Origin of the sequence: Burkholderia pseudomultivorans (assembly GCF_902499075.1) — a bacterium.
GTDB lineage: Bacteria > Pseudomonadota > Gammaproteobacteria > Burkholderiales > Burkholderiaceae > Burkholderia > Burkholderia pseudomultivorans.
In genome coordinates this window covers 75,991-100,262 of record NZ_CABVPP010000018.1, presented here as the reverse complement: position 1 = coordinate 100,262, position 24,272 = coordinate 75,991, and the positions used below count along the sequence as shown (strand labels likewise).

30 protein-coding genes and 1 riboswitch are annotated in these 24,272 nt (G+C 68.3%); of the genes, 29 read left to right on the top strand and 1 reads right to left on the bottom strand.

All coding sequences use genetic code 11. From position 1 onward, the window contains the following. Positions 1-122: 122 nt before the first annotated feature. Positions 123-1,892, bottom strand: a complete 1,770-nt coding sequence (locus BST28156_RS15000) for an ABC transporter ATP-binding protein/permease (RefSeq protein WP_060246257.1) — start codon at positions 1,890-1,892, stop codon at positions 123-125. 269 nt (positions 1,893-2,161) lie between these two features. Beyond that, positions 2,162-2,275, top strand: a riboswitch (TPP riboswitch). A gap of 247 nt (positions 2,276-2,522) precedes the next feature. Between BST28156_RS15000 and BST28156_RS14995 the strand changes: the two genes are divergently transcribed. The 29 genes from BST28156_RS14995 to tatC all read left to right on the top strand — a co-directional run bounded on the left by BST28156_RS14995 (position 2,523) and on the right by tatC (position 24,140). Further along, positions 2,523-3,659 carry an FAD-dependent oxidoreductase gene (locus BST28156_RS14995; RefSeq protein ID WP_174902570.1) on the top strand — a complete coding sequence of 379 codons (1,137 nt, stop codon included), beginning with the start codon at positions 2,523-2,525 and terminating at the stop codon, positions 3,657-3,659. Between the two features lie 32 nt (positions 3,660-3,691). After that, the gene (gene thiS, locus BST28156_RS14990) at positions 3,692-3,889 is read left to right on the top strand and encodes a sulfur carrier protein ThiS (RefSeq protein ID WP_096504229.1); all 198 of its coding nucleotides are present in this window, start codon (positions 3,692-3,694) and stop codon (positions 3,887-3,889) included. 38 nt (positions 3,890-3,927) lie between these two features. Beyond that, positions 3,928-4,743 carry a thiazole synthase gene (locus BST28156_RS14985; RefSeq protein WP_060246255.1) on the top strand — a complete coding sequence of 272 codons (816 nt, stop codon included), beginning with the start codon at positions 3,928-3,930 and terminating at the stop codon, positions 4,741-4,743. Then, entirely contained in the window at positions 4,740-5,864 is a 1,125-nt protein-coding gene (thiE, locus tag BST28156_RS14980; RefSeq protein ID WP_174902569.1) for a thiamine phosphate synthase, read from the top strand. Before BST28156_RS14985 ends, thiE begins: the two co-directional genes overlap by 4 nt. An 84-nt stretch (positions 5,865-5,948) precedes the next feature. Continuing rightward, positions 5,949-6,770, top strand: a complete 822-nt coding sequence (locus tag BST28156_RS14975) for an ABC transporter ATP-binding protein (protein ID WP_009694900.1) — start codon at positions 5,949-5,951, stop codon at positions 6,768-6,770. Continuing rightward, entirely contained in the window at positions 6,767-7,534 is a 768-nt protein-coding gene (gene mlaE, locus BST28156_RS14970) for a lipid asymmetry maintenance ABC transporter permease subunit MlaE (RefSeq protein WP_009694901.1), read from the top strand. Before BST28156_RS14975 ends, mlaE begins: the two co-directional genes overlap by 4 nt. A gap of 24 nt (positions 7,535-7,558) precedes the next feature. Continuing rightward, positions 7,559-8,140: an outer membrane lipid asymmetry maintenance protein MlaD gene (gene mlaD / locus BST28156_RS14965; protein ID WP_174902568.1), complete on the top strand. Its 582-nt coding sequence runs from the start codon at positions 7,559-7,561 to the stop codon at positions 8,138-8,140. Between the two features lie 30 nt (positions 8,141-8,170). After that, on the top strand, positions 8,171-9,145 hold the full coding sequence (locus BST28156_RS14960; protein WP_174902567.1) for an MlaA family lipoprotein: 975 nt from the start codon (positions 8,171-8,173) through the stop codon (positions 9,143-9,145). A 111-nt stretch (positions 9,146-9,256) separates the two neighbouring features. After that, a complete protein-coding gene (locus tag BST28156_RS14955) occupies positions 9,257-9,886 on the top strand; it encodes an MlaC/ttg2D family ABC transporter substrate-binding protein (protein ID WP_009691867.1) in 630 nt (209 codons plus the stop codon). Then, positions 9,883-10,158 (top strand): STAS domain-containing protein, encoded by a 276-nt coding sequence (locus tag BST28156_RS14950; RefSeq protein WP_009691868.1) that lies wholly within the window; start codon positions 9,883-9,885, stop codon positions 10,156-10,158. Before BST28156_RS14955 ends, BST28156_RS14950 begins: the two co-directional genes overlap by 4 nt. 194 nt (positions 10,159-10,352) lie before the next feature. Next, the gene (locus BST28156_RS14945) at positions 10,353-11,279 is read left to right on the top strand and encodes an ABC transporter ATP-binding protein (protein ID WP_174902566.1); all 927 of its coding nucleotides are present in this window, start codon (positions 10,353-10,355) and stop codon (positions 11,277-11,279) included. Further along, the gene (locus BST28156_RS14940) at positions 11,276-12,100 is read left to right on the top strand and encodes an ABC transporter permease (protein ID WP_230960585.1); all 825 of its coding nucleotides are present in this window, start codon (positions 11,276-11,278) and stop codon (positions 12,098-12,100) included. Before BST28156_RS14945 ends, BST28156_RS14940 begins: the two co-directional genes overlap by 4 nt. A 51-nt stretch (positions 12,101-12,151) precedes the next feature. Continuing rightward, positions 12,152-12,391, top strand: coding sequence for a BolA family protein (locus tag BST28156_RS14935; protein WP_009691872.1), 240 nt, complete (start codon positions 12,152-12,154; stop codon positions 12,389-12,391). A gap of 100 nt (positions 12,392-12,491) precedes the next feature. Next, on the top strand, positions 12,492-13,754 hold the full coding sequence (gene murA / locus BST28156_RS14930; RefSeq protein WP_496350114.1) for a UDP-N-acetylglucosamine 1-carboxyvinyltransferase: 1,263 nt from the start codon (positions 12,492-12,494) through the stop codon (positions 13,752-13,754). Further along, positions 13,751-14,404: an ATP phosphoribosyltransferase gene (gene hisG / locus BST28156_RS14925; RefSeq protein ID WP_174902564.1), complete on the top strand. Its 654-nt coding sequence runs from the start codon at positions 13,751-13,753 to the stop codon at positions 14,402-14,404. The genes murA and hisG overlap by 4 nt, the downstream gene beginning before the upstream one ends. A 23-nt stretch (positions 14,405-14,427) precedes the next feature. Further along, positions 14,428-15,744 (top strand): histidinol dehydrogenase, encoded by a 1,317-nt coding sequence (gene hisD / locus BST28156_RS14920; RefSeq protein WP_059515345.1) that lies wholly within the window; start codon positions 14,428-14,430, stop codon positions 15,742-15,744. 111 nt (positions 15,745-15,855) lie between these two features. Beyond that, a complete protein-coding gene (hisC, locus tag BST28156_RS14915; protein WP_174902563.1) occupies positions 15,856-16,929 on the top strand; it encodes a histidinol-phosphate transaminase in 1,074 nt (357 codons plus the stop codon). Between the two features lie 72 nt (positions 16,930-17,001). Next, on the top strand, positions 17,002-17,589 hold the full coding sequence (gene hisB, locus BST28156_RS14910) for an imidazoleglycerol-phosphate dehydratase HisB (RefSeq protein ID WP_006400582.1): 588 nt from the start codon (positions 17,002-17,004) through the stop codon (positions 17,587-17,589). 62 nt (positions 17,590-17,651) lie between these two features. After that, the gene (locus BST28156_RS14905) at positions 17,652-18,272 is read left to right on the top strand and encodes a YchE family NAAT transporter (protein ID WP_060246249.1); all 621 of its coding nucleotides are present in this window, start codon (positions 17,652-17,654) and stop codon (positions 18,270-18,272) included. After that, the gene (hisH, locus tag BST28156_RS14900) at positions 18,269-18,910 is read left to right on the top strand and encodes an imidazole glycerol phosphate synthase subunit HisH (protein WP_009691879.1); all 642 of its coding nucleotides are present in this window, start codon (positions 18,269-18,271) and stop codon (positions 18,908-18,910) included. The genes BST28156_RS14905 and hisH overlap by 4 nt, the downstream gene beginning before the upstream one ends. A 163-nt stretch (positions 18,911-19,073) precedes the next feature. Then, a complete protein-coding gene (hisA, locus tag BST28156_RS14895) occupies positions 19,074-19,829 on the top strand; it encodes a 1-(5-phosphoribosyl)-5-[(5-phosphoribosylamino)methylideneamino]imidazole-4-carboxamide isomerase (RefSeq protein WP_174902562.1) in 756 nt (251 codons plus the stop codon). 151 nt (positions 19,830-19,980) lie between these two features. Further along, complete coding sequence (hisF, locus tag BST28156_RS14890; protein WP_174902561.1) at positions 19,981-20,754, top strand: imidazole glycerol phosphate synthase subunit HisF; 774 nt, start codon at positions 19,981-19,983, stop codon at positions 20,752-20,754. Then, on the top strand, positions 20,754-21,170 hold the full coding sequence (hisI, locus tag BST28156_RS14885) for a phosphoribosyl-AMP cyclohydrolase (RefSeq protein WP_174902560.1): 417 nt from the start codon (positions 20,754-20,756) through the stop codon (positions 21,168-21,170). Before hisF ends, hisI begins: the two co-directional genes overlap by 1 nt. Continuing rightward, positions 21,167-21,532 (top strand): phosphoribosyl-ATP diphosphatase, encoded by a 366-nt coding sequence (locus tag BST28156_RS14880; protein WP_060246245.1) that lies wholly within the window; start codon positions 21,167-21,169, stop codon positions 21,530-21,532. Before hisI ends, BST28156_RS14880 begins: the two co-directional genes overlap by 4 nt. A 68-nt stretch (positions 21,533-21,600) precedes the next feature. Then, positions 21,601-22,035, top strand: coding sequence for a DUF4870 family protein (locus tag BST28156_RS14875; RefSeq protein WP_060246244.1), 435 nt, complete (start codon positions 21,601-21,603; stop codon positions 22,033-22,035). Positions 22,036-22,063: 28 nt separating this feature from the next. Then, a complete protein-coding gene (locus tag BST28156_RS14870) occupies positions 22,064-22,429 on the top strand; it encodes a histidine triad nucleotide-binding protein (RefSeq protein ID WP_009691886.1) in 366 nt (121 codons plus the stop codon). A gap of 93 nt (positions 22,430-22,522) precedes the next feature. Next, complete coding sequence (gene tatA, locus BST28156_RS14865; RefSeq protein WP_060246243.1) at positions 22,523-22,753, top strand: Sec-independent protein translocase subunit TatA; 231 nt, start codon at positions 22,523-22,525, stop codon at positions 22,751-22,753. Between the two features lie 26 nt (positions 22,754-22,779). Beyond that, positions 22,780-23,313 (top strand): Sec-independent protein translocase protein TatB, encoded by a 534-nt coding sequence (tatB, locus tag BST28156_RS14860; protein WP_174902559.1) that lies wholly within the window; start codon positions 22,780-22,782, stop codon positions 23,311-23,313. A gap of 41 nt (positions 23,314-23,354) precedes the next feature. After that, on the top strand, positions 23,355-24,140 hold the full coding sequence (gene tatC / locus BST28156_RS14855) for a twin-arginine translocase subunit TatC (protein ID WP_060246241.1): 786 nt from the start codon (positions 23,355-23,357) through the stop codon (positions 24,138-24,140). Positions 24,141-24,272 lie beyond the last annotated feature (132 nt).

Genomic DNA, 24,272 nt, shown 5'->3' with positions numbered 1-24,272 from the left:
GTCGTCCGCGCCGCGCGCATGCAGCGCCAGCGCGACGCCGGGCGCCGCGAGCCGCCGCGCGAGCGCCGCGCCGATCCCCGAGCCTGCGCCGGTGATCAGCACGATGCGCGCGGCGCGTGCGCTCATGCGGCGACCTTGTCGCTGTCGTTCACGCGCTCGACGTTGATCGTGTCGGCGTGGAACGCGGCCAGCGACTCGCGGTGCGCGATGCTGACGATCGCGGCGCGCGGCAGCCGCTCGGCGAACAGGTGGTAGAGCCGCGCCTCGTTGTCCGGGTCGAGCGCGCTGGTCGCTTCGTCGAGGAACAGGAAGTCGGGCTTGTGCAGCAGCACGCGCGCGCCGGCGAGACGCTGCTGTTCGCCCGGCGACATCACGCGCGTCCAGTGCGCGCTTTCTTCGAGACGGTCCGCATACTCGTCGAGGCGGCACGCGCGCAGCGCATCGCGGCAGGCGTCGTCGCTGAACGCGTCGGGCGTCGCCGGATATGTGAGCGCGGCCTTCAGCGTGCCGATCGGCAGGTAGCTCGTCTGCGGCACGAACATCATCCGCGCGCCGACCGGCGCGTCGATCGCGCCGTCGCCGAACGGCCACAGGCCCGCGAGCGCGCGCATGAACGTGCTCTTGCCGGAACCCGACTTGCCGACCACGAGCCAGCGCGAGCCGGGCTCGATCGCGACGCTGCCGATGTTCGCGAGCGCCTTGCCGTTCGGCAGCGCGAGCCGCAGCGACGACGTCGACAGCTTCGCCGCGTCGACGTAGTGCAGGTTGATGCCGCCGTGCTCGGTGGCCGGCGACACGGTCTCCTTCAGGTGCGATGCGCCCATCACGCGCTTGAATTCGCGCAGACGGTTGACGGTCGCGCGCCATTCGACGAGCGTCGCGTAACTGTTGATGAACCACGAGAACGAATCGCTGACGGTGCCGAACGCGGACGAGATCTGCATCAGCACGCCGAACGAGAACGCGCCGGCGAAATAGCGCGGTGCGGCGACGACCAGCGGAAAGATGATCGCGATCTGTCCGTAGAAGCTCAGCACGAAGGTGAGGCGCTTGGTGTACTTCATCACGCGCCACCAGTTGTCGCGGATCCGCATGAACAGGCCGTGCGCGTTGCCGGTCTCGGTCTTCTCGCCGTCGTAGAACGCGATCTGCTCGGCGTTCTCGCGCACGCGGATCAGCCCGAAGCGGAAGTCGGCCTCGACGCGCTGCTGCTGATAGTTGATCGACACGAGCGGATGGCCGACCTTCTGGATGATCAGCGAGCCGACCACCGCGTACAGCGCGGCCGCCCACACCATGTAGCCGGGGATCGTGATCGGCGTCGCGCCGAGCGCGAAGGTCAGCGCGCCCGCGAGCGACCACAGGATCGTGATGAACGACACGAGCGTGACGACCGTCGACAGCAGGTCGAGCGACAGCGACAGCGTCGTGGTCGCGAACGACTGGAGGTCGTCGGTGATCCGCTGGTCGGGGTTGTCGGCGAGGCGGTCGCGCTCGATCCGGTAGAACGCGCGATCGCCGAGCCACTGGCCGAGAAAACGCTCGGTGAGCCACTGGCGCCAGCGGAAGCCGAGCATCTGCCGCAGGTAGCGGCCGTACACGGCGAGGATGATGAAGCCGAATGCCAGCGCGGAGAACTGCATCAGCAGATTCGGGAAGTCGTGGACGTTCTTCGCCTGCAGCGCGTTGTAGAACTGCGCGTTCCACTTGTTCAGCTGGACGTTGATCCACACGACGCAGAGGTTCATCGCGATGATCGTGACGAGCAGCCCCCACGCGATTTTCCATTCGGACGACACCCAGTAGGGCTTGATGAGGCTCCATGCGGATACCGGGCGCTCGTCCTGCGGCGCGTCGGAGGCGGAGCGGACGGGATCGATCGATTGGGTCATGTGCTTCCTGATGAGTAGCCGGCGCGCGGGCCGGGCGAAGCCGGGCGCGCGCCTCGGTACGGCATGCCGGACGAGGTGCTCGACTGACGGCGGGCGTCCGGATGGTGGCCCGCGCGTCTTAAAAGGCACTTAAGGGCCGGCGGTGACGCGGCAACCGGCCGCTCGCGCGGCCGGCCTGCGGGCATTGTGCCAGAGCGGCGCAGCCCGACGGCGAATTTGCCGCACGGGGACAGTTTGCGGCGCTTTCCGCTTTTATGGTCTAATGGCCGACGACGAAACAGGGGTGCTTCGAGCGCGGTCAACACGTGGCGCGGCGAGGCTGAGAAAGACCCTTCGCACCCGATCCGGGTAATACCGGCGAGGGAAGTTTCTGATCCCGCCGGGCCGCGCTGGCCGTTATCCCGCATCGTCAGCGCCCGAGTCCCGCCCGGCCGGCCTTTGCTGCCGGTTTCGTCCTTTTGGGTACGCGCGTCGCGCGTTACGGAAGGAACCGATGACCGATCAATCTTCAGTTTTTTCAGTCCGCAGCCCGGTTTCCGGCAGGGCGCCGTCGCGCGCGTTCGCGCCGGAGGCCGGCTGCCTGCCGGCACGCGCTGTGCGCGCCCGCATGGCTTGCGGCGAGGGGGCGCGATGAACGTCCACGATTCCCGACCGGATTTCGCGGTGCTCGGCGGCGGCCTCGTCGGCCGGCTGATCGCGTGGCGGCTCGCGGGCGACGGGCATCGCGTCGCGCTCTACGAGCGCGGCGGCCCGGACGGCGAGCAGTCGGCGGCGTGGATCGCCGCCGCGATGCTCGCGCCGCTCGCCGAGGCGGCCAGCGCGGAACTGCTGATCACCGAGCTCGGCGCCGCGTCGCTCGCGCGCTGGCCGCAGTGGCTCGCGGAACTGCCCGAGCCGGTGTTCTTCCAGCATCGCGGCACGCTCGTCGTCTGGCATCACGCGGACCGCGCGGAAGCGCCGCTGTTCGAGCGGCGCGTGCGCGCGAACGCGCCGGCCGCGCTGTTCGACGGCGGCTTCGTCGCGCTCGCCGGCGCGCAGGTCGACGCGGCCGAGCCCGCGCTCGCGGGCCGTTTCGCGCGCGGGCTGCTGCTGCCGCGCGAAGGCCAGCTCGACAATCGCCAGGCGCTGCGCGCGCTGGCGGCCGGTCTCGCCGAACGCGGCGTCGACACGCACTGGCACGCGACGATCGACGACGGCAACCGGCCCGACGCGCATTTCACGATCGATTGCCGCGGGCTCGGCGCCAAGGCCGCGCTGCCCGCGCTGCGCGGCATTCGCGGCGAAGTCGCGCGCGTGCACGCGCCCGGCATCGGGCTCACGCGCCCGGTGCGGCTGCTGCATCCGCGCTATCCACTCTATATCGCGCCAAAGCAGGACGACCTGTACGTGATCGGCGCGACCGAAGTGGAGGGCGAGGACATGTCGCCCGTCAGCGTGCGCTCCGCGCTGGAACTGCTGAGCGCCGCGTTTTCGGTGCACCCGGCGTTCGGCGAGGCGCGCATCCTCGAACTGAATGCGCAGTGCCGGCCGACGCTGCCCGATCATCGCCCGGCGGTGATCTGGGACGGCGCGTCGACGCTGGCGGTCAACGGCCTGTACCGGCACGGCTTCATGATCGCGCCGGAAGTCGCGCACGCGGCCGTCGCGCTCGCCGAAGCCGCGCTCGGCGGCGCGCTCGAGCGTGCCGACGCGTTCGCCGCGTGGCGCGACGCCGCACGCTGGCCGACGCTCCTTCATCACCGCGACGACGCGCGCCAGCCGGCCTGACGCGCGCCGCCGACCGAATCCGACCAAGCCTCATGGACATCCAGATCAACCAACAGACCCTGACGCTGCCCGACGGTGCGACGGTCGCCGACGCGCTCGCCGCGTTCGGCGCGCGTCCGCCGTACGCGGTCGCGCTGAACGGCAACTTCGTCGCGCGCACGCAGCATGCGGCGCGCGCGCTCGCGGCGGGCGACAAGCTCGACGTGGTGCACCCCGTCGCGGGCGGCTGAGCGCCGCCGGTCCGTCCCCGCTCTTTCAGGAAATCGACATGACGTCCCTCACTTCCGCCGACGCGCTGACGCTGTACGGCGAAACCTTCGCGAGCCGCGTGCTGCTCGGCACGTCGCGCTATCCGTCGCTGCAGTCGCTGTCCGACTCGATCGCCGCGTCGCGGCCGGGCATGGTCACGGTCGCGCTGCGCCGCCAGATGACGGGCGGCACCGCCGAAGCCGGCTTCTTCGAGCTGCTGAAGCGCCATGCGGTGCCGCTGCTGCCGAACACGGCCGGCTGCCAGACCGTCGCCGAGGCGGTGACGACCGCGCACATGGCGCGCGAGGTATTCGAGACCGACTGGATCAAGCTCGAACTGATCGGCGACGACTACACGCTGCAGCCGGACCCGGTCGGGCTGATCGACGCGGCCGCGCAACTGATCAAGGACGGTTTCAAGGTGCTGCCGTACTGCACCGAGGATCTCGTGATCGGCCGGCGCCTGCTCGACGCCGGCTGCGAGGCGCTGATGCCGTGGGGCGCGCCGATCGGCACCGGCAAGGGCGTCGTGAACCCGTACGGGCTGCGCGTGCTGCGCGAACGGCTGCCCGACGTGCCGCTGATCGTCGACGCGGGGCTCGGCGTGCCGTCGCACGCATGCCAGGTGATGGAGTGGGGCTTCGACGGCGTGCTGCTGAACACGGCCGTGTCGCAGGCGACCCACCCGGAAATCATGGCGCGCGCATTCGCGCAGGGTGTCGAGGCCGGCCGCGCGGCCTACCTCGCGGGGCCGATGGACGCGCGCGAAACCGCGCACGCGAGCACGCCGGTGGTCGGGATGCCGTTCTGGCACCAGGACGGAGGCGGCGCATGAGCGCGCGCTTCGCCGATGCATTCTGGCCGCCGGCCGACGAACTGGCCGAAGCGGCCGGACGGATTCGCGCGCGGCTCGGCGACTGGCCACGCGGCGCGGCGCCGTGGCGGCTGTGCCTGGCCGCGCCCGAGCTGCCTGCCGACGGCGACGTGCTGATCGTGTCGAGCGGCGACCGCGCCGGGCAGGCGCGCGCGTCGGCGGTGTCGCGGCCCGCGTCGCCGGACGCGGTTGCGATCGAGTTCGGCGAGCGGAGCGCGGTGCTGCACGCCGCGGGTGCGCGTTACGCGCTCGACGCCGCGCACGCGCTCGCGGACGACTGGATCGCGGCGCTCGCCGCGTTCATCGACTGCGGCTTCGCGCCGCTCGACGCGCTGGTGCTCGCGCTCGCGTGGCGCGACGGCGACGAAACGCTCGATGACGATCCGTGGCCGGTCGACGCCGCGCGGTTTCCGCGCGTCGCCGGGCTGCCGGCCGCGCCGGAACCCGCCTTTGCGCCGTGCCCCGCGCGACTCGGCCTCTATCCGGTCGTACCGGACGCCGACTGGGTCGAGCGCGTGCTCGACTGCGGCGCACGGACCGTGCAATTGCGCGTGAAGGGCGCGTCGCCGGACCTGCTGCGCCGGGAAATCGCGCGCGCGGTCGCAGCGGGCCGCCGCTACCCCGATGCGCGCGTGTTCATCAACGATCACTGGCAGATCGCCGCAGATGAAGGCGCGTACGGCGTGCATCTGGGCCAGGAAGACCTCGAAACGGCCGATCTCGCCGCGATCGCGCGCGCCGGCCTGCGGCTCGGACTGTCGAGTCACGGCTATTACGAAATGTTGCGCGCGTTGCACGAACGGCCAAGCTATCTCGCGCTCGGCCCCGTTTTCGCGACCGCGACCAAGGCGGTCGCCGCGCCGCCGCAGGGGCTGGCGCGGATTGCCCGCTACGCGCGCTTCGCGAGCGCGCGGGCCCCGCTGGTCGCGATCGGCGGGGTGGGGCTCGATGCGCTGCCGGCGGTGCTGGCGACCGGCGTCGGCAGCGTCGCGGTGGTCAGCGCGGTGACCGGCGCGGCCGATTACCGGGCGGCGATTGTTGCGTTGCAGCAATGTTTTGCCGGAGAATTTGACAATCGTTGACCGCAGGGCCGGGAACGGCGTCACGACATCATTCCGAGGCAGGCCCTATAATTCGGCGTTCTGCGTAAAAGGACTGTCAGCTCCGTGAGCCCCTCTCCTACCGAGACACTGCTGGAACTTCGCGACGTCGACTTCGGCTACGGCGACCGCCTCGTCCTGTCGAACCTGAACATGCGCTTCGGGCGCGGCCAGGTCGTCGCGGTCATGGGCGGCTCGGGTTGCGGCAAGACGACCGTGCTGCGCCTGATCGGCGGCCTCGTGCGCGCGCGCCGCGGCCAGGTGCTGTTCGACGGCGCCGATGTCGGCGCGCAGACGCGCGACGGCCTGTACGCGCTGCGCCGCAAGATGGGCATGCTGTTCCAGTTCGGCGCGCTGTTCACCGACATGTCGGTGTTCGAGAACGTCGCGTTCGCGCTGCGCGAGCACACCGACCTGCCCGAAGACCTGATCCGCGACCTCGTGCTGATGAAGCTGAACGCGGTCGGCCTGCGCGGCGCGCGCGACCTGATGCCGTCCGAGGTGTCGGGCGGGATGGCGCGCCGCATCGCGCTGGCGCGCGCGATCGCGCTCGATCCGCAGCTCATCATGTACGACGAGCCGTTCGCCGGCCTCGATCCGATTTCGCTCGGCATCACCGCGAACCTGATCCGCACGCTGAACGAGGCGCTCGGCGCGACGTCGATCCTCGTCACGCACGACGTGCCGGAGTCGTTCGCGATCGCCGACTACGTGTACTTCCTGGCCAACGGCGGCGTGCTCGCGCAGGGCACGCCCGACGAGCTGCGCGCGTCGACCGATCCGAGCGTGCGCCAGTTCATCGATGGCGCGCCGGACGGCCCGTTCAAATTTCATTACACGAGCCCGCCGCTCGCGGCGGATTTCGGGCTCGGCGGAGGGCGCGCATGATCAGCGCGATCGGACGTTACGTCATTGGCGGCCTCGAGCGCGCGGGCTACGGCACGCGGCTGTTCGTGCGCCTGGTGCTGGAATTCTTCCCGCTGCTGCGCCGGCCGCGGCTGGTCACGAAGCAGATCCACTTCCTCGGCAACTATTCGTTCGTGATCATCGCCGTGTCGGGCCTGTTCGTCGGCTTCGTGCTCGGCCTGCAGGGCTACTACACGCTGAACCGCTACGGCTCCGAGCAGGCGCTCGGGCTGCTGGTCGCGCTGTCGCTCGTGCGCGAGCTCGGGCCCGTCGTCACGGCGCTGCTGTTCGCGGGGCGCGCGGGCACCTCGCTGACGGCCGAGATCGGGCTGATGAAGGCCGGCGAGCAGCTCACCGCGCTCGAGATGATGGCCGTCGACCCGATCAAGAACGTGATCGCGCCGCGCATGTGGGCGGGCATCATCGCGATGCCGCTGCTCGCGGCGATCTTCAACGCGGTCGGCGTGCTGGGCGGCTACTTCGTCGGCGTCGTGCTGATCGGCGTCGATCCGGGCGCGTTCTGGTCGCAGATGCAGGGCGGCGTCGAGGTCTGGGCCGACGTCGGCAACGGCGTGCTCAAGAGCATCGTGTTCGGCTTCGCCGTGACCTTCATTGCACTGTTTCAGGGGTACGAGGCGAAGCCCACGCCCGAGGGCGTGTCGCGCGCGACGACCAAGACGGTCGTGTTCGCTTCGCTTGCCGTACTCGGCCTCGATTTCCTGCTGACCGCGCTGATGTTCAGCTAAGCCTCAGCCAAGCCAAATTTTGGGATGACGATGAAAAAGACTGCTCTCGACTTCTGGGTCGGCCTGTTCGTGGTGGTGGGATTCCTTGCGGTGCTGTTCCTGGCGCTGAAGGTCGGCAACATGAGCTCGCTGTCGTTTCAGCCGACCTACGCGGTGAAGATGAAATTCGACAATATCGGCGGGCTGAAGCCGCGCGCGGCCGTGAAGAGCGCGGGCGTCGTGGTCGGCCGCGTGAAGTCGATCGGCTTCGACACGAACACCTACCAGGCGCTCGTGACGATCGATCTCGACGGCCAGTACCAGTTTCCGAAGGATTCGTCGGCGAAGATCCTGACCTCGGGCCTGCTCGGCGAGCAATATATCGGCCTCGAGCCGGGCGGCGACACCGAGATGCTGAAGGCGGGCGACACGATCACGATGACGCAGTCGGCGATCGTGCTCGAGAACCTGATCGGGCAGTTCCTGTACAGCAAGGCGGCCGACGCGGGCGGCGCGAAGCCGGCGTCCGGGGCGGCGCCGGCGCCTGCCGCACCCGCCGCGCCGGCGCCCGTGCCGGTGCCCGTGCCGGTGCCTGCATCCGCGGTGTCCGGCGCGGCCGCCCAATAACCACACGAGAGCACACAAGAGGGTACCAACATGCAGACGATCCGCATCAGGCACGCCGCGCTCGCGCTGGCCGCAGTCGCCGCGCTGAGCGGTTGCGCGACCGTGCAGACGCCGACCAAGGGCGATCCGCTCGAAGGCTTCAACCGGACGATGTACAAGTTCAACGACACGGTCGACACGTATGCGCTGAAGCCGGTCGCGAAGGGCTACCAGTACGTGGTGCCGCAGCCGGTGCGCGACAGCGTGACGAACTTCTTCTCGAACATCGGCGACGTCTACATCGCGGCGAACAACCTCGTGCAGCTGCGGATCGCGGACGGCGTCGGCGACATCATGCGCGTCGTGATCAACACGGTGTTCGGCGTCGGCGGCCTGTTCGACGTCGCGACGGTCGCCAAGCTGCCGAAGCACACGGCCGACTTCGGGATCACGATGGGCCGCTACGGCGTGCCGTCGGGCCCGTATCTGGTGCTGCCGCTGCTCGGGCCGAGCACGCTGCGCGATACGGCCGGCCTCGGCGTCGACTACGTCGGCAACCCGCTCACCTACGTGAAGCCGGACGGCCTCAGCTGGGGCCTGTTCGGCGTGAACCTCGTCAACACGCGCGCGAACCTGCTCGGCGCGGGCGACGTGCTGGACGCGGCCGCACTCGACAAGTATTCGTTCGTGCGCAACGCGTACCTGCAGCGCCGCCAGATGCTGATCAACAACGCGCGCGGCGAGGCCGCCGCGACGTCGAGCAACGATGCGTTGCCGAAGTACGACCTGCCGGACGACGGCGCGGCGCCGGCAGCGGGCGGGGCAGCCGGCGCGGCGGGGGCGGCGGGAGCGGCCGCGGTCGGCGGCGCTACGGCGCCCGCGCCCGCGTCGGGCGCGGAAGCCGCGGTGCCGGCATCGGGCGCGGCCGTTGCGCCGAACCCCGCCAGCGAAACCAACGTGCCGCCGATGCAGGTGGCGCCGCCTTCGCCGGGCGGGTTGCGCTTCCCGAGCATCCGGCTGCACTGACGGAATTACATTCGTTACAGCCGGAAACGATTCAGTCGGTAGCGCGCGCGAACTTGCGCGTAAGCTACCGTCTCCAACCTTCGCATCGACTCATTCATGCAGGCCACTATGATGAAAAAACTGTTCCTGATCCCCGTTTTCGCGGCGCTGTTCTCGTTCGGCAGCGCGGCCCACGCGCAAGTCGACCAGTCGAACCCGCAGGCGCTGATCAAGACGGCGACGCAGCAGGTCCTCGATGAAGTGAAGCAGCAGACGATCAAGCAGGGCGACACGAACCGCATCATCTCGATCGTCAACAAGGACATCCTGCCGTACACCGACTTCCGCCGCACCACGCAGCTCGCGATGGGCCGCAACTGGCGCACCGCGACGCCCGCGCAGCAGCAGCAGGTGCAGGAGCAGTTCAAGCTGCTGCTGATCCGCACCTACTCGGGTGCGCTCGCGCAACTGAAGCCGGACCAGCAGATCCAGTACCCGCCGTTCCGCGCGGATCCGGCCGATACCGACGTGGTGGTCAAGACGGTCGCGATGAACAACGGCCAGCCGGTCCAGATCGACTATCGCCTGTACAAGACGGCCAACGGCTGGAAGGTGTATGACCTGAACGTGCTCGGCGCGTGGCTGATCCAGACCTACCAGCAGCAGTTCAACGAGAAGATCCAGCAGAGCGGCGTGGACGGCCTGATCCAGTTCCTGACCGAACGCAACCAGCAACTTGCCGCCGGCAAGCAAGCGTCGTGAGCGGCTTCGAAGCCGGTTCCTCGCTGACCGTCGCGAGCGCGAAGACCGCGCTCGCGGCCGGTCTTGCGCGCATCGGCGCCGGCGCGACCGCCGTCGACTGCGCGGCGCTGACGCAGTTCGACTCGTCCGCGCTCGCCGTGCTGCTCGCGTGGCAGCGCGCCGCGAAAGCTCGCGGCGCATCCCTCGACATCCTCAATCTCCCGCCGAAGCTCGCCAGCCTCGCGCGCGCCTACGGCGTCGACGCGCTCATCGAAGGTACCGGGCGACATTGACGCTGTCCGACCGGAGCCTGCCGCGCCAGCCGGCGCGCGCATGCTCCACGCCGCGCGCCTGCCGCGTCGGCCTCCCCAGCCGGTTTGCCCTATAATCAAGCGTTTTGCGGGGCAGCCAATCGGCGTCGGGCCCCCATTTTTCTTTTCGCAGCAAGCACAGAATAGGCGTCGCGGCCGTTGCGCCGCGCACAGTCATGTCAGCCATAGAAATCCGTCACGTCAAGAAGCGCTACAAGTCGCTTCAGGCGCTCAAGGGCGTCAGCCTGTCGGTCGAGGAGGGCGAGTTTTTCGGTCTGCTCGGCCCCAACGGCGCCGGCAAGACCACGCTCATCAGTATCCTCGCCGGGCTCGCCCGGGCCGACGAAGGCAGCATCTCGGTGCGCGGCCATGATGTCGTCAAGGACTTCCGCAGCGCGCGCCTCGCGCTCGGCGTGGTGCCGCAGGAACTCGTGTTCGACCCGTTCTTCACCGTCCGCGAGACGCTGCGGATCCAGTCCGGCTATTTCGGGCTGCGCCGCAACGACGACTGGATCGACGAAGTGATGGCCAATCTCGACCTGACCGAGAAGGCCGACGCGAACATGCGCGCGCTGTCGGGCGGAATGAAGCGCCGCGTGCTGGTCGCGCAGGCGCTCGTGCACCGGCCGCCGGTGATCGTGCTCGACGAGCCGACCGCCGGCGTCGACGTCGAGCTGCGCCAGACGCTGTGGAAATTCATCTCGCGGCTGAACCGCGAAGGCCACACGATCGTGCTGACCACCCATTACCTCGAGGAAGCGGAGTCGCTGTGCGACCGCATCGCGATGCTGCGGCGCGGCGAAGTGGTCGCGCTCGACCGCACCGACGCGCTGCTGCGTCGCTTTGCCGGGCTGCAACTGTACCTGCGCCTCGGCGCGGGCGCGCTGCCCGCGGAGCTGCGCGGGCTCGAGACCGATCCGGCCGCGCGCGCACCGGGCGAGCACCTGCTGCGGCTGTCGAGCTACGACGACGTCGAGCGCATCCTCGCGCAGTGCCGCGCGGCCGGCTGCGCGTTCGACGAGATCGAGGTCCGCAAGGCGGACCTCGAGGATGTGTTCGTCCAGGTGATGAACGGGGCCGAGGTGATCGAGGGACTCGCATGAAGCAACAATCCGACTCGCTGCGCCCGCTGCCCGGCGGCGCGCTCGGCACGGCCCGGCAAGCGCCGGGCAGCGGTTTTCGCACGCTGTTCTATAAGGAGCTGCTGCGCTTCTGGAAGGTGTCGTTCCAGACGGTGCTCGCCCCCGTCGTCACCGCGCTGCTGTACCTGACGATCTTCGGCCACGCGCTGTCGGGCCGCGTCGAGGTCTATCCGGGCGTCGAGTACGTGAGTTTCCTGGTGCCGGGCCTCGTGATGATGAGCGTGCTGCAGAATGCGTTCGCGAACAGCTCGTCGTCGCTGATCCAGTCGAAGATCACCGGCAACCTCGTGTTCGTGCTGCTGCCGCCGCTGTCGTACCGCGACATCTTCGGCGCGTACGTGCTCGCGTCGGTGGTGCGCGGGCTGACGGTCGGCGCGGGCGTGTTCGTCGTGACGATCTGGTTCATCCCGATGCATTTCGCGGCGCCGCTGTTCATCGTCGCGTTCGCGCTGCTCGGCTCGGCGATCCTCGGCACGCTCGGCCTGATCGCCGGGATCTGGGCCGAGAAGTTCGACCAGCTCGCGGCGTTCCAGAACTTCCTGATCATGCCGCTGACGTTCCTGTCCGGCGTGTTCTATTCGACGCACTCGCTGCCGCCCGTGTGGCGCGAGATCTCGCGTCTCAACCCGTTTTTCTACATGATCGACGGCTTCCGTTTCGGGTTCTTCGGCGCGTCCGACATCAACCCGTTCGCGAGCCTCGCGATCGTTGCCGGTTTCTTCGTGCTGCTCGCGATGTTCGCGATGCGGCTGCTCGCGACCGGCTACAAACTGCGTCATTGATATCGAATGGCAGCGGCCGCCGCGGGCGGTGCGCGCCGACAGGAGCATTTCATGTTGCCGACTCCGGAACAGGTCAAGCAGTACATCTCGGGCGGGCTCGCCTGCACTCATCTGGAAGTCGAAGGTGACGGCCAGCATTTCTTCGCGACCATCGTGTCGCCGGCCTTCGAAGGCAAGCGGCCGATCCAGCGCCACCAGCTCGTCTATGCGGCGCTCGGCGACCGCATGAAGCAGGAAATCCACGCGCTCAGCATGAAGACGCTGACGCCCGCCGAATGGCAGAACGCATAACCGGAAAAACTGAGTGCAAGTCACCGTCAACGAGCGCGACGCCGTCCAGAGCGTCGCCACGGCCCACCCGGCCGCCAACGGGGAATCGCAGGGACAGGGGATGGACAAGCTCGTGATCGAAGGCGGCCACCGGTTGTCCGGCGAGATCGTCGTGTCGGGCGCGAAGAACGCGGCGCTGCCGATCCTGTGCGCGGGGCTGCTGAGCGCCGAGCCGGTCGAGCTCGACAACGTGCCGAACCTGAAGGACGTGCGCACCACGCTGAAGGTGCTGAACCAGATGGGCGTGAAGAGCGACACCGACGGCTGCCGCGTGCGGCTCGACGCGTCGCGCGTCGACAACCTCGTCGCGCCGTACGAGCTCGTGAAGACGATGCGCGCGTCGATCCTCGTGCTCGGGCCGCTGCTCGCGCGCTTCGGCGAGGCGAAGGTGTCGCTGCCGGGCGGCTGCGCGATCGGCGCGCGGCCCGTCGACCAGCACATCAAGGGCCTGCAGGCGATGGGCGCCGAGATCAGCATCGAGCACGGCTTCATCGAGGCGCGCGCGAAGCGCCTGAAGGGCGCGCGCATCGTCACCGACATGATCACGGTGACGGGCACCGAAAACCTGCTGATGGCCGCGACGCTCGCCGACGGCGAGACGATCATCGAAAATGCCGCGCGCGAGCCGGAAGTGAGCGATCTCGCACACTTGCTGGTCGCGATGGGCGCGAAAATCGACGGCATCGGCACCGACCGCCTCGTGATCCAGGGCGTCGAGCGGCTGCATGGCGCGCGCCACGCGGTGATTCCCGACCGCATCGAGGCCGGCACGTTCCTGTGCGCGGTTGCGGCGGCGGGCGGCGACGTGACGCTGACGGGCGTGCGCCCGCACATCCTCGACGCGGTGATCGACAAGCTGCGCGAGGCCGGCGTCTCGATCGAGGAGGGCGACAGCTGGCTGCGCGTGAAGATGGACCGCCGGCCGTCGGCGGTGACGATCCGCACGTCCGAGTACCCCGCGTTCCCGACCGACATGCAGGCGCAGTTCATGGCGCTCAATGCGGTTGCGACGGGCACCGCGCAGGTCGTCGAGACGATCTTCGAGAACCGTTTCATGCACGTGCAGGAACTGAACCGGCTCGGCGCGAACATTACCGTCGACGGCAACACGGCGCTCGTGACCGGCGTCGACAAGTTGTCGGGCGCGAACGTGATGGCGACCGACCTGCGCGCATCGGCGAGCCTCGTGATCGCCGGGCTGCGCGCCGAAGGCGAGACGCTCGTCGACCGCATCTATCACCTCGATCGCGGCTACGACCGCATGGAAGCCAAACTGACCGCCGTCGGCGCGAACGTGCGCCGCCTTTCCGGGAGCCAAGCATGACCGCGCCGCTGACCCTCGCCCTGTCGAAGGGCCGGATTTTCGAGGAAACCCTGCCGCTGCTGGCCGCGGCCGGCATTCAGGTGGCCGAGGATCCGGAAACGTCGCGCAAGCTGATCCTGCCGACGACCGACCCGAACCTGCGCGTGATCATCGTGCGCGCGAGCGACGTGCCGACCTATGTCGAATACGGCGCGGCCGATTTCGGCGTGGCCGGCAAGGACGTGCTGGTCGAACACGGCGGCTCGGGCCTGTACCAGCCGATCGATCTGAACATTGCGCGCTGCCGGATGTCGGTGGCGGTGCCGGCCGGCTTCGACTACGCGAGCGCGGTGCGCCAGGGCGCGCGGCTGCGCGTCGCGACCAAGTACGTCGAAACGGCGCGCGAACACTTTGCCGCGAAGGGCGTGCACGTCGACCTGATCAAGCTGTACGGCTCGATGGAGCTGGCGCCGCTGGTCGGGCTGGCCGACGCGATCGTCGACCTCGTCAGCTCGGGCGGCACGTTGAAGGCGAACAATCTGGTCGAGGTCGAGGAGATCATGCCGATCTCGTCGCGCCTCGTCGTGAACCAGGCTGCGCTGAAGTTGAAGCGCGCGGCGCTCAAGCCGATCCTCGACGCGTTCGAACGTGCGTCGCAAAATGGCAATTGAGCGCACACCGTAACGGAACTCTCATGTCCATCACCATCCGCAAACTGGATTCGACGAGCGAAGGCTTCGACGCCGCGCTGCGTGCGGTGCTCGCGTTCGAGGCGAGCGAAGACGAGGCGATCGAGCGCTCGGTCGCGCAGATCCTCGCCGATGTGAAGACGCGCGGCGACGCCGCGGTGCTCGAATACACGAACCGTTTCGACCGGCTGAACGCGGGCAGCGTCGCCGCGCTCGAATTGCCGCAGGATGCGCTGCAGGCGGCGCTCGACAGCCTCGAGCCGAAGTCGCGCGCCGCGCTGGAAGCGGCCGCCGCGCGCGTGCGCGCGTATCACGAGAAGCAGAAGATCGAGTGCGGCACGCATAGCTGGCAGTACACGGAAAGCGACGGCACGGTGCTCGGCCAGAAGATCACGCCGCTCGACCGCGTCGGCCTGTACGTGCCGGGCGGCAAGGCCGCGTATCCGTCGTCGGTGCTGATGAACGCGATTCCCGCGCGCGTCGCGGGCGTCGGCGAGATCGTGATGGTGGTCCCGACCCCGGACGGCGTGAAGAACGACCTCGTGCTCGCCGCGGCGCTGCTCGGCGGCGTCGATCGCGTGTTCACGATCGGCGGCGCGCAGGCGGTCGGCGCGCTCGCATACGGCACCGAGACGGTGCCGCCGGTCGACAAGATCTGCGGGCCGGGCAACGCGTACGTCGCGTCGGCGAAGCGTCGCGTGTTCGGCACGGTCGGCATCGACATGATCGCCGGGCCGTCGGAGATCCTCGTGCTGTGCGACGGCACGACCGATCCGAGCTGGGTCGCGATGGACCTGTTCTCGCAGGCCGAGCACGACGAGCTCGCGCAGTCGATCCTGCTGTGCCCGGACGCATCGTTCATCGAGCGCGTCGAGAAGGCGATCGACGAGATGCTGCCGTCGATGCCGCGCCAGGACGTGATCCGCGCGTCGCTCGAAGGCCGCGGCGCGCTGATCAAGGTGCGCGACATGGCCGAGGCGTGCCGGATCGCGAACGACATCGCGCCCGAGCACCTCGAGATTTCCGCGCTGGAGCCGCAGCAGTGGGGCCAGCAGATCCGCCACGCCGGCGCGATCTTCCTCGGCCGCTACACGAGCGAGAGCCTCGGCGACTACTGCGCGGGCCCGAACCACGTGCTGCCGACGTCGCGCACCGCGCGCTTCTCGTCGCCGCTCGGCGTGTACGACTTCATCAAGCGTTCGAGCGTGATCGAGGTCAGCGCCGAAGGCGCGCACACGCTCGGCGAGATCGCGGCGGAACTCGCGTACGGCGAAGGGCTGCAGGCGCACGCGAAGAGCGCGGAGTTCCGGATGAAGGGCTGACGGGCCGCCGGAACGACCGTTCCGGCGCGACGCAGGAGACGCAGTGCAGCGCGGCAGCCGCCGCGTTGCCGACCATTTGACGCCGGCGCGACGCACGCCGGCTTGCAGACCATGACGACGCCACAAGACATCATTCGCCGCGACGTGCTCGCGATGACGAGCTATCCGGTGCCCGACGCGAGCGGGTTCGTGAAACTCGACGCGATGGAGAACCCGTATCCGCTGCCCGAACCGCTCGCCGCGGCGCTCGGCGAGCGCCTCGCGCAGGTCGCGCTGAACCGCTACCCGGCGCCGCGCCCGGCCGCGCTGCTCGACAAGCTGCGCCACGCGATGGGCGTGCCGCCCGCGTGCGACGTGCTGCTCGGCAACGGCTCCGACGAAATCATCAGCATGATGTCGGTCGCGTGCGCGAAGCCGGGCGCGAAGGTGCTCGCACCCGTGCCGGGCTTCGTGATGTACGAGCTGTCGGCGAGGTTCGCGCAGCTCGAATTCGTCGGCGTGCCGCTGAAGGCGGACCTGACGCTCGACGTCGATGCGATGCTCGCGGCGATCGCCGAGCACCGGCCGGCGATCGTCTATCTCGCGTATCCGAACAACCCGACCGGCACGCTGTACGACGATGCCGACGTCGAGCGCATCGTCGCCGCCGCGCGGCACAGCCTGATCGTGATCGACGAGGCGTACCAGCCGTTCGCCGAGCGTTCGTGGCTGCCGCGCGCCGCCGAGTTCGACAACGTCGTCGTGATGCGCACGGTATCGAAGCTGGGCCTGGCCGGCATCCGCCTCGGCTATCTGGTCGGGCTGCCCGCGTGGCTGACCGAATTCGACAAGGTGCGCCCGCCGTACAACATCAACGTGCTGACGCAGGCGACCGCCGATTTCCTGCTCGACCACCTCGGCGTGCTCGACGCGCAGGCGGCCGAGCTGCGCGCGCAGCGCACGCAGCTCGCGCAGGCGGTGGCCGCGCTGCCGGGCGCGACGGTGTTCCCGAGCGCCGGCAATTTCCTGCTGGTGCGCGTGCCGGATGCGGCCGCCGTGTTCGACGCGCTGCTCACCGAGCGGGTGCTGGTCAAAAACGTGAGTAAAATGCATCCATTGCTCGCGGAATGCGTGCGGCTGACCGTCGGTTCTCCCGACGAAAACGCCCGCCTGCTGGCCGCTTTGAAACTCGCGCTGCCCGGTTGAGCCGGTTGGCCGGCGCCGCGGCGGCGAAATGATCAATCCCCATTTACTATCAGACTCAGTCAAGGAATTGCCATGCGTGTGGCGGAAGTCGTTCGCAATACCAGCGAAACGCAGATCCGTGTGAAGCTCGATCTCGACGGCACCGGCCGGCAGAAGCTGGCCACCGGCGTGCCGTTTCTCGACCATATGCTCGACCAGATCGCGCGACACGGTCTGGTCGATCTCGAGGTCGAAGCGCATGGCGACACCCATATCGACGACCACCACACGGTCGAGGACGTCGGCATCACGCTTGGGCAGGCCGTCGCGAAGGCGATCGGCGACAAGAAGGGCATCCGCCGCTACGGCCATGCGTACGTGCCGCTCGACGAGGCGCTGTCGCGCGTCGTGATCGACTTCTCGGGCCGGCCGGGCCTCGAATTCCACGTGCCGTTCACGCGCGCGCGGATCGGCACGTTCGACGTCGACCTGTCGATCGAATTCTTTCGCGGCTTCGTGAATCACGCGGGCGTCACGCTGCATATCGACAACCTGCGCGGCATCAACGCGCACCATCAGCTCGAGACGGTGTTCAAGGCCTTCGGCCGGGCGCTGCGGGCGGCGGTGGAACTGGACGAACGCGCGGCGGGGCAGATTCCGTCGACCAAGGGCAGCCTCTGAACTTCTGACCGGACGGAACGCCACGGACAACCTCACGGCTTCGGCGCGCGCGCCGGCTTGCGATGGATCTGCTGAAATCGTTCATTTCGCTGCTCGCGCTGATCAATCCGGTCGGCGCGGTGCCGTTCTTCCTGAGCCTGACGGCGCAGCAGACGGACGGCGAGCGGCGGCGCACGATCCGGATCGCGTCGGTGTCGGTGTTCTGCGTGATCGCGGTGACGACGCTGCTCGGGCAGCAGATCATCCATTTCTTCGGCATTTCGGTCGGCTCGCTTGAAGTCGGCGGCGGCATCATCATGTTGCTGATGGCGATCAACATGCTGAACGCGCAGATCGGCAACACGCGATCGACGCCCGAGGAGCGCCACGAGGCCGAACTGAAGGACAACATCGCGGTGGTGCCGCTTGCGATTCCGCTGCTCACGGGCCCCGGCTCGATCAGCACGGTGATCGTCTATGCGGCGAACTCGCATCATTGGTATGACCGGGCCGGACTCGTCGCGATCGGCGCGCTCCTGGCCCTGCTGTGTTTCGTCGCGATGCGGCTCGCCGAGCCGATCGCGAACTGGATCGGCCGCACCGGCATCAACATCGCCACGCGGCTGATGGGTCTGATGCTGTCGGCGCTGGCGGTGGAATTCATCGTCAACGGACTGAGGGCGCTACTGCCTGCACTGAGATGAAAACTTCGATTGCGATTGTGGATTATGGGATGGGCAACCTGCGCTCGGTCGCGCAGGCGCTCAGGAAGGCCGAGCCGGCCGCCGACGTGGCGATCGTCGACACGCCGGCGGCGATTCGCGCGGCCGATCGCGTCGTGCTGCCCGGCCAGGGCGCGATGCCGGACTGCATGCGCTGCCTCGGCGAATCGGGCCTGCAGGACGCGGTGATCGAGGCGTCGCGCACGAAGCCGCTGCTCGGCGTGTGCGTCGGCGAGCAGATGCTGTTCGACTGGAGCGCGGAAGGCGATACGCGCGGCCTCGGCCTGCTGCCGGGCAAGGTCCTGCGCTTCGAGCTCGACGGCCAGCTGCAGGACGACGGTTCGCGCTTCAAGGTGCCGCAGATGGGCTGGAACCGCGTGCGCCAGACGCAGCCGCACGCGCTGTGGGACGGCGTGCCCGACGACGCGTATTTCTACTTCGTGCACAGCTTCTACGTGCGCCCGGAGAACCCGGCGCACACGGTCGGCGAGACGGCGTACGGTGCGCCGTTTACGTCCGCGGTCGCGCGGGACAACCTCTTCGCGACCCAATTCCACCCGGAGAAAAGCGCGGAGGTCGGGTTGCGTCTGTATCGCAACTTCGTACACTGGAAACCGTGAACGTGGTGTGCGTGCCACAGCCGGCGGGCCGCAAAGGCCTGTCGGGCGGGGCTCGCACGCCGAACCGCTGTAAGAGTTGTACTAAACTAGCGAGACGGCGCGGCACCGGCAGGGCCGGTGCGCGCCCGATTCTTTTCTTTTTTCACGACGACACCCGATTGCTATGTTGCTGATTCCGGCCATCGATCTCAAAGACGGTCAGTGTGTGCGCCTCAAACAGGGCGATATGGACCAGGCCACGATTTTCTCCGAGGACCCGGCGGCGATGGCCCGCAAGTGGGTCGATCTCGGCGCCCGGCGGCTCCATCTCGTCGACCTGAACGGCGCATTCGCCGGCAAGCCGAAGAATCTCGAGGCGATCGAAGCGATCCTCGACGAAGTCGGCGACGAAATCCCCGTGCAGCTCGGCGGCGGCATCCGCAGCCTCGAGACGATCGAAAAGTATCTCGACGCCGGCCTGTCCTACGTGATCATCGGCACGGCGGCCGTGAAGAACCCGGGCTTCCTGCAGGACGCGTGCACCGCGTTTTCGGGCAGCATCATCGTCGGCCTCGACGCGAAGGACGGCAAGGTCGCGACCGACGGCTGGAGCAAGCTGACCGGCCATGAAGTGATCGACCTCGCGAAGAAGTTCGAGGACTACGGCGTCGAATCGATCGTCTACACCGACATCGGCCGCGACGGGATGCTGCAGGGCATCAACATCGAGGCGACGGTGAAGCTCGCGCAGGCGGTCGGCATCCCGGTGATCGCAAGCGGCGGCCTGTCGAACCTGACGGACATCGAGCAGCTTTGCGAAGTGGAAGAACACGGCGTCGAAGGCGTGATCTGCGGCCGCGCGATCTACTCGGGCGACCTCGACTTCGCGGCCGCGCAAAGGCGCGCGGACGAACTGAACGGCGAACTCGACGACGCCTGATCGCGCTCGTCCCTTTCGCCGGGGCCGCCCGCGGGCGGCTCCGAACGGGCGTCTCGTGCGAGACGTCCGCAACCGGCCGCCCGACCGGCCGCAACCGGCCGCCCGACCGGCCGCAACCGGCCGTCCCCGTCGCGGCATTTGGCGCAACATCATGGCTCTAGCTAAACGCATCATCCCCTGCCTGGACGTGACTGCCGGGCGTGTCGTCAAGGGCGTCAACTTCGTCGAGCTGCGCGATGCGGGCGACCCCGTCGAGATCGCCCGCCGCTACGACGAGCAGGGCGCCGACGAACTGACGTTCCTCGACATCACCGCGACCTCCGACCAGCGCGACCTGATCCTGCCGATCATCGAGGCGGTCGCGTCGCAGGTGTTCATCCCGCTGACGGTCGGCGGCGGCGTGCGCGCCGTCGAGGACGTGCGGCGCCTGCTGAACGCGGGCGCGGACAAGGTCAGCATGAATTCGTCGGCGGTCGCGAACCCGCAGCTGGTGCGCGATGCGGCCGACAAGTACGGCTCGCAGTGCATCGTCGTCGCGATCGACGCGAAGCGCGTGTCGGCCGACGGCGAGACGCCGCGCTGGGAAGTGTTTACGCACGGCGGCCGCAAGAACACGGGCCTCGACGCGATCGAATGGGCGCGCCGGATGGCCGAGCTCGGCGCCGGCGAGATCCTGCTGACCAGCATGGACCGCGACGGCACGAAGTCGGGCTTCGACCTCGAGCTCACGCGCGGCGTGTCGGACGCGGTGCCGGTGCCGGTGATCGCATCGGGCGGCGTCGGCTCGCTGCAGCATCTGGCCGACGGCATCAAGGACGGCCGCGCGGATGCCGTGCTCGCGGCGAGCATCTTCCACTATGGCGAACACACGGTCGGCGAGGCGAAGCGCTTCATGGCCGACCAGGGCATCCCGGTGAGGCTGTGATGAATGACGAAACGCAATCCGTGCCCGCGTGGCTCGACAAGGTCCGCTGGGACGACAACGGCCTCGTGCCGGTGATCGCGCAGGAAGCCGCGACGAACGACGTGCTGATGTTCGCGTGGATGAATCGCGAAGCGCTGGCGAAGACGATCGAGACGCAACGCGCGGTCTATTATTCGCGCTCGCGCAAGCGCCTGTGGTTCAAGGGCGAGGAGTCCGGCCACGTGCAGCACGTGCACGAGGTGCGGCTCGACTGCGACGAGGACGTCGTATTGCTGAAGGTCGAGCAGGTCTCGGGCATCGCATGCCACACCGGCCGGCATTCGTGCTTCTTCCAGAAATTCGAAGGCACCGTGGACAACGGCGACTGGGTCGCGGTCGAGCCGGTGCTGAAAGACCCCGAACACATCTACAAATGACGCAATCGACCGAAGACACGCTGCTGCGCCTCGCGGCCGTGATCGATAGCCGCAAGGGCGGCGATCCCGAGCAATCGTACGTGTCGCGCCTGTTTCACAAGGGCGACGACGCGGTGCTGAAGAAGATCGGCGAAGAGGCGACCGAAGTCGTGCTGGCCGCGAAGGACGTGCGCCAGGGCGGCGCGCCGACGGCGCTGGTCGGCGAGGTGGCCGACCTGTGGTTCCACTGCCTCGTGATGCTGTCGCATTTCGACCTGAGCCCGGCCGACGTGATCGCCGAGCTCGAGCGGCGCGAAGGGCTGTCGGGCATCGAGGAGAAGGCGATGCGCAAGCGCCGCGAGCGCGAGGAAAACGGCGGCTGACCGGCACCGTCGCATCGCGGCCACAGTGCGCCAGGCTGTAAGAATTGTCATCTGACGAGGGTAGCATCATGACCGATACACCGGGCGGGTATCCGCCGCCGTCGGTGCCGGGCGACACGGATGCCGGACGCCTGAGCGGATTGCGCACGCTGACTCACGTGCTGTACGCCCTGTATGCGCTGCACTGGTTTTCGGGCGGCATCACGAGCGTGATCGCGATCATCGTCAACTACGTGAAGCGCGACGACGCGGCCGGCACGCCGTACGCCGCGCATTTCGAGTGGCAGATCCGCACGTTCTGGCGCACGCTGATCGCTTATGCGATCGGGGTGGCGCTGATCCTGATGGTGATCGGGATCGTCGTGAGCCCGACGATCCTGCTGCCGGTGGTCCTCGGCGGCATGGTGATGTTTGTCACCAGCATCTGGACGCTGTACCGTATCATCAAGGGCTGGCTGTATCTGTACGACGACAAGGCGCTCGATCCGCGGGCATGGTTCTGACTGCGGCGTGGGCACCGGCAGGAGCAACATGAGTCACGATCCGAATTGCCTGTTCTGCAAGATCGCGGCAGGCGAAATCCCGAGCACGAAAGTGCACGAGGACGACGAATTCGTCGCGTTCCGCGACATCCGCCCGGCGGCCGACACGCACGTGCTCGTGATTCCGCGCCGGCACCTGCCGACGCTGTCGGCGGCGAGCGCGGACGATGCGCCGATGCTGGGCCGGATGATGGTGCTCGTCGCGCGTCTGGCCGACCAGCTCGGCGTCGCGTATACGGGCGGCGAAACGGGTTTCCGCACGGTGATCAATACGGGCCCGGGCGGCGGGCAGGAGGTGTACCACCTGCACGCGCATATCCTGGCCGGTCCGCGCCCGTGGCAGCGGATGGGTTGATGGCGCGGGGCGTTGTCCCGCATCGATAGTCGAAGCCGGCGCATCGCCGGCGATTTGCGCCGCGACGCGGCGTGGTTGAGGAGAGGTTTCATCATGGGTGGATTGAGCATTTGGCACTGGCTGATCGTGCTGCTGATCGTCGCGCTGGTTTTCGGCACGAAGAAGCTGCGCAACATCGGCAACGATCTCGGCAGTGCCGTGAAGGGCTTCAAGGACGGCATGAAGGAAGGCGATGCGCCGGCGGACGCGCAACAGCTGCCGCGTTCGGGCACGGTGGACGTCAACGCGAAGGAAACGACGCGTTCCGATTCGAACAAGGCGTAACGCCCGCGCGCTGACAGGCCTCCCCGATGCTGGATCTCGGTCTTTCGAAGATGGCGCTGATCGGCGTCGTCGCGCTCGTGGTGCTCGGCCCCGAGCGCCTGCCGCGCGTCGCGCGCACGGCAGGCGCGCTGTTCGGCCGCGCGCAGCGGTATATCAACGACGTGAAGGCCGAGGTCTCGCGCGAAATCGAACTCGATGCGCTGCGCACGATGAAGACCGATTTCGAGGCGGCCGCGCGCAATGTCGAGACGACGATTCACGACAACCTGCGCGAGCATGAGAAGGACCTGAACGACGCGTGGCAGTCGACGGTCGGCGGCCTGCATGATGCGGCCGGCGGCACGTCCGGCACGTCCGATTCCGGTTCGCCCGCTGCACCGGCGTGGCGCGGCAGCAGCATCGCGCTGACGCCGAAGCGTCGCAACTGGCGCGTGAAGCAGGCGGCGACGCCGGTCTGGTACAAGCGCGCCACCACCCGCCGCACGCACGTGCAGTCGGGCGCGGCGCGCGTCGCGCGCCATCAGCCGGCCAGCCTGCGCCGGCCGACGCGCTTCTTCTGAGCCGTGCGCATGCGCGCTCGTCAATCCTACCGAGGGCCGGTGTGAGCGACCCCCAGCAGAATCCGGACGAAGGTCCGGAAGAAACCTTCATTTCCCATCTCGTCGAGCTTCGCGACCGCATCATCCGCGCGGGGCTGTCGGTGATCGTCGTGTTCCTCGGGCTCGTCTACTGGGCGCCCGACATCTTCCGGCTGCTCGCGCGGCCGCTGATGGAGAACCTGCCGAAGGGCGGCAAGATGATCGTCACCGACGTCACCGGCTCGTTCTTCGTGCCGATGAAGGTCACGATGCTCGTCGCGCTCGTGATCGCGCTGCCGGTCGTGCTGTACCAGATCTGGGCGTTCGTTGCGCCCGGCTTGTACCAGCACGAGAAGCGGCTCGTCGCACCGCTCGTCGGCAGCAGCTACTTCCTTTTCCTGTGCGGGATGGCGTTCGCGTACTTCCTCGTGTTCCCGACGATCTTCCGCGTGATGGCGCACTACAACGCGCCGCTCGGCGCGGAGATGTCGACCGACATCGACAATTACCTGAGCTTTGTGCTCGGGATGTTCATCGCGTTCGGCGTCACGTTCGAGGTGCCGATCGTCGTCGTGCTGCTGGTGCGGATGGGCGTGCTGACGGTGAAGAAGCTGAAGGAGATTCGCCCGTACGTGATCGTCGGCGCGTTCGTCGTCGCGGCGGTCGTCACGCCGCCGGACGTGTTCTCGCAGCTGATGCTCGCGCTGCCGCTCGTCGTGTTGTACGAGGCCGGGATCCTCGCCGCGCGCTTCTTCGTGCCGAAGCCGACCGAAGAGGCCGATGCGCAGAAGGACGGCGCCGCCGGGTGAGGCGGGCGGCCGGCGAGGCCGCGGACAGCCGGCCGCGCGGCGGCGGCACACCGCCGATTTCCGATCGACGCACCGGCCTCGGATCGCCATAAAGCAGAAAGGGCAGCCGACCGGCTGCCCTTTCTGCTTTCT

Coding starts and splice junctions, on each gene's coding strand:
- mlaD (WP_174902568.1), top strand. CDS start 7,559: ATGACGATGAAAAAGACTGCTCTCGACTTCTGGGTCGGCCTGTTCGTG.
- BST28156_RS14940 (WP_230960585.1), top strand. CDS start 11,276: ATGAAGCAACAATCCGACTCGCTGCGCCCGCTGCCCGGCGGCGCGCTC.
- mlaE (WP_009694901.1), top strand. CDS start 6,767: ATGATCAGCGCGATCGGACGTTACGTCATTGGCGGCCTCGAGCGCGCG.
- BST28156_RS14945 (WP_174902566.1), top strand. CDS start 10,353: ATGTCAGCCATAGAAATCCGTCACGTCAAGAAGCGCTACAAGTCGCTT.
- hisA (WP_174902562.1), top strand. CDS start 19,074: ATGTTGCTGATTCCGGCCATCGATCTCAAAGACGGTCAGTGTGTGCGC.
- BST28156_RS14880 (WP_060246245.1), top strand. CDS start 21,167: ATGACGCAATCGACCGAAGACACGCTGCTGCGCCTCGCGGCCGTGATC.
- BST28156_RS14870 (WP_009691886.1), top strand. CDS start 22,064: ATGAGTCACGATCCGAATTGCCTGTTCTGCAAGATCGCGGCAGGCGAA.
- hisF (WP_174902561.1), top strand. CDS start 19,981: ATGGCTCTAGCTAAACGCATCATCCCCTGCCTGGACGTGACTGCCGGG.
- BST28156_RS14955 (WP_009691867.1), top strand. CDS start 9,257: ATGAAAAAACTGTTCCTGATCCCCGTTTTCGCGGCGCTGTTCTCGTTC.
- BST28156_RS14995 (WP_174902570.1), top strand. CDS start 2,523: ATGAACGTCCACGATTCCCGACCGGATTTCGCGGTGCTCGGCGGCGGC.
- hisD (WP_059515345.1), top strand. CDS start 14,428: ATGTCCATCACCATCCGCAAACTGGATTCGACGAGCGAAGGCTTCGAC.
- BST28156_RS14960 (WP_174902567.1), top strand. CDS start 8,171: ATGCAGACGATCCGCATCAGGCACGCCGCGCTCGCGCTGGCCGCAGTC.
- BST28156_RS14935 (WP_009691872.1), top strand. CDS start 12,152: ATGTTGCCGACTCCGGAACAGGTCAAGCAGTACATCTCGGGCGGGCTC.
- thiS (WP_096504229.1), top strand. CDS start 3,692: ATGGACATCCAGATCAACCAACAGACCCTGACGCTGCCCGACGGTGCG.
- BST28156_RS14985 (WP_060246255.1), top strand. CDS start 3,928: ATGACGTCCCTCACTTCCGCCGACGCGCTGACGCTGTACGGCGAAACC.
- BST28156_RS14905 (WP_060246249.1), top strand. CDS start 17,652: ATGGATCTGCTGAAATCGTTCATTTCGCTGCTCGCGCTGATCAATCCG.
- tatB (WP_174902559.1), top strand. CDS start 22,780: ATGCTGGATCTCGGTCTTTCGAAGATGGCGCTGATCGGCGTCGTCGCG.
- BST28156_RS14875 (WP_060246244.1), top strand. CDS start 21,601: ATGACCGATACACCGGGCGGGTATCCGCCGCCGTCGGTGCCGGGCGAC.
- tatA (WP_060246243.1), top strand. CDS start 22,523: ATGGGTGGATTGAGCATTTGGCACTGGCTGATCGTGCTGCTGATCGTC.
- hisC (WP_174902563.1), top strand. CDS start 15,856: ATGACGACGCCACAAGACATCATTCGCCGCGACGTGCTCGCGATGACG.
- hisH (WP_009691879.1), top strand. CDS start 18,269: ATGAAAACTTCGATTGCGATTGTGGATTATGGGATGGGCAACCTGCGC.
- hisB (WP_006400582.1), top strand. CDS start 17,002: ATGCGTGTGGCGGAAGTCGTTCGCAATACCAGCGAAACGCAGATCCGT.
- BST28156_RS15000 (WP_060246257.1), bottom strand. CDS start 1,892: ATGACCCAATCGATCGATCCCGTCCGCTCCGCCTCCGACGCGCCGCAG.
- murA (WP_496350114.1), top strand. CDS start 12,492: ATGGACAAGCTCGTGATCGAAGGCGGCCACCGGTTGTCCGGCGAGATC.
- hisI (WP_174902560.1), top strand. CDS start 20,754: ATGAATGACGAAACGCAATCCGTGCCCGCGTGGCTCGACAAGGTCCGC.
- thiE (WP_174902569.1), top strand. CDS start 4,740: ATGAGCGCGCGCTTCGCCGATGCATTCTGGCCGCCGGCCGACGAACTG.
- hisG (WP_174902564.1), top strand. CDS start 13,751: ATGACCGCGCCGCTGACCCTCGCCCTGTCGAAGGGCCGGATTTTCGAG.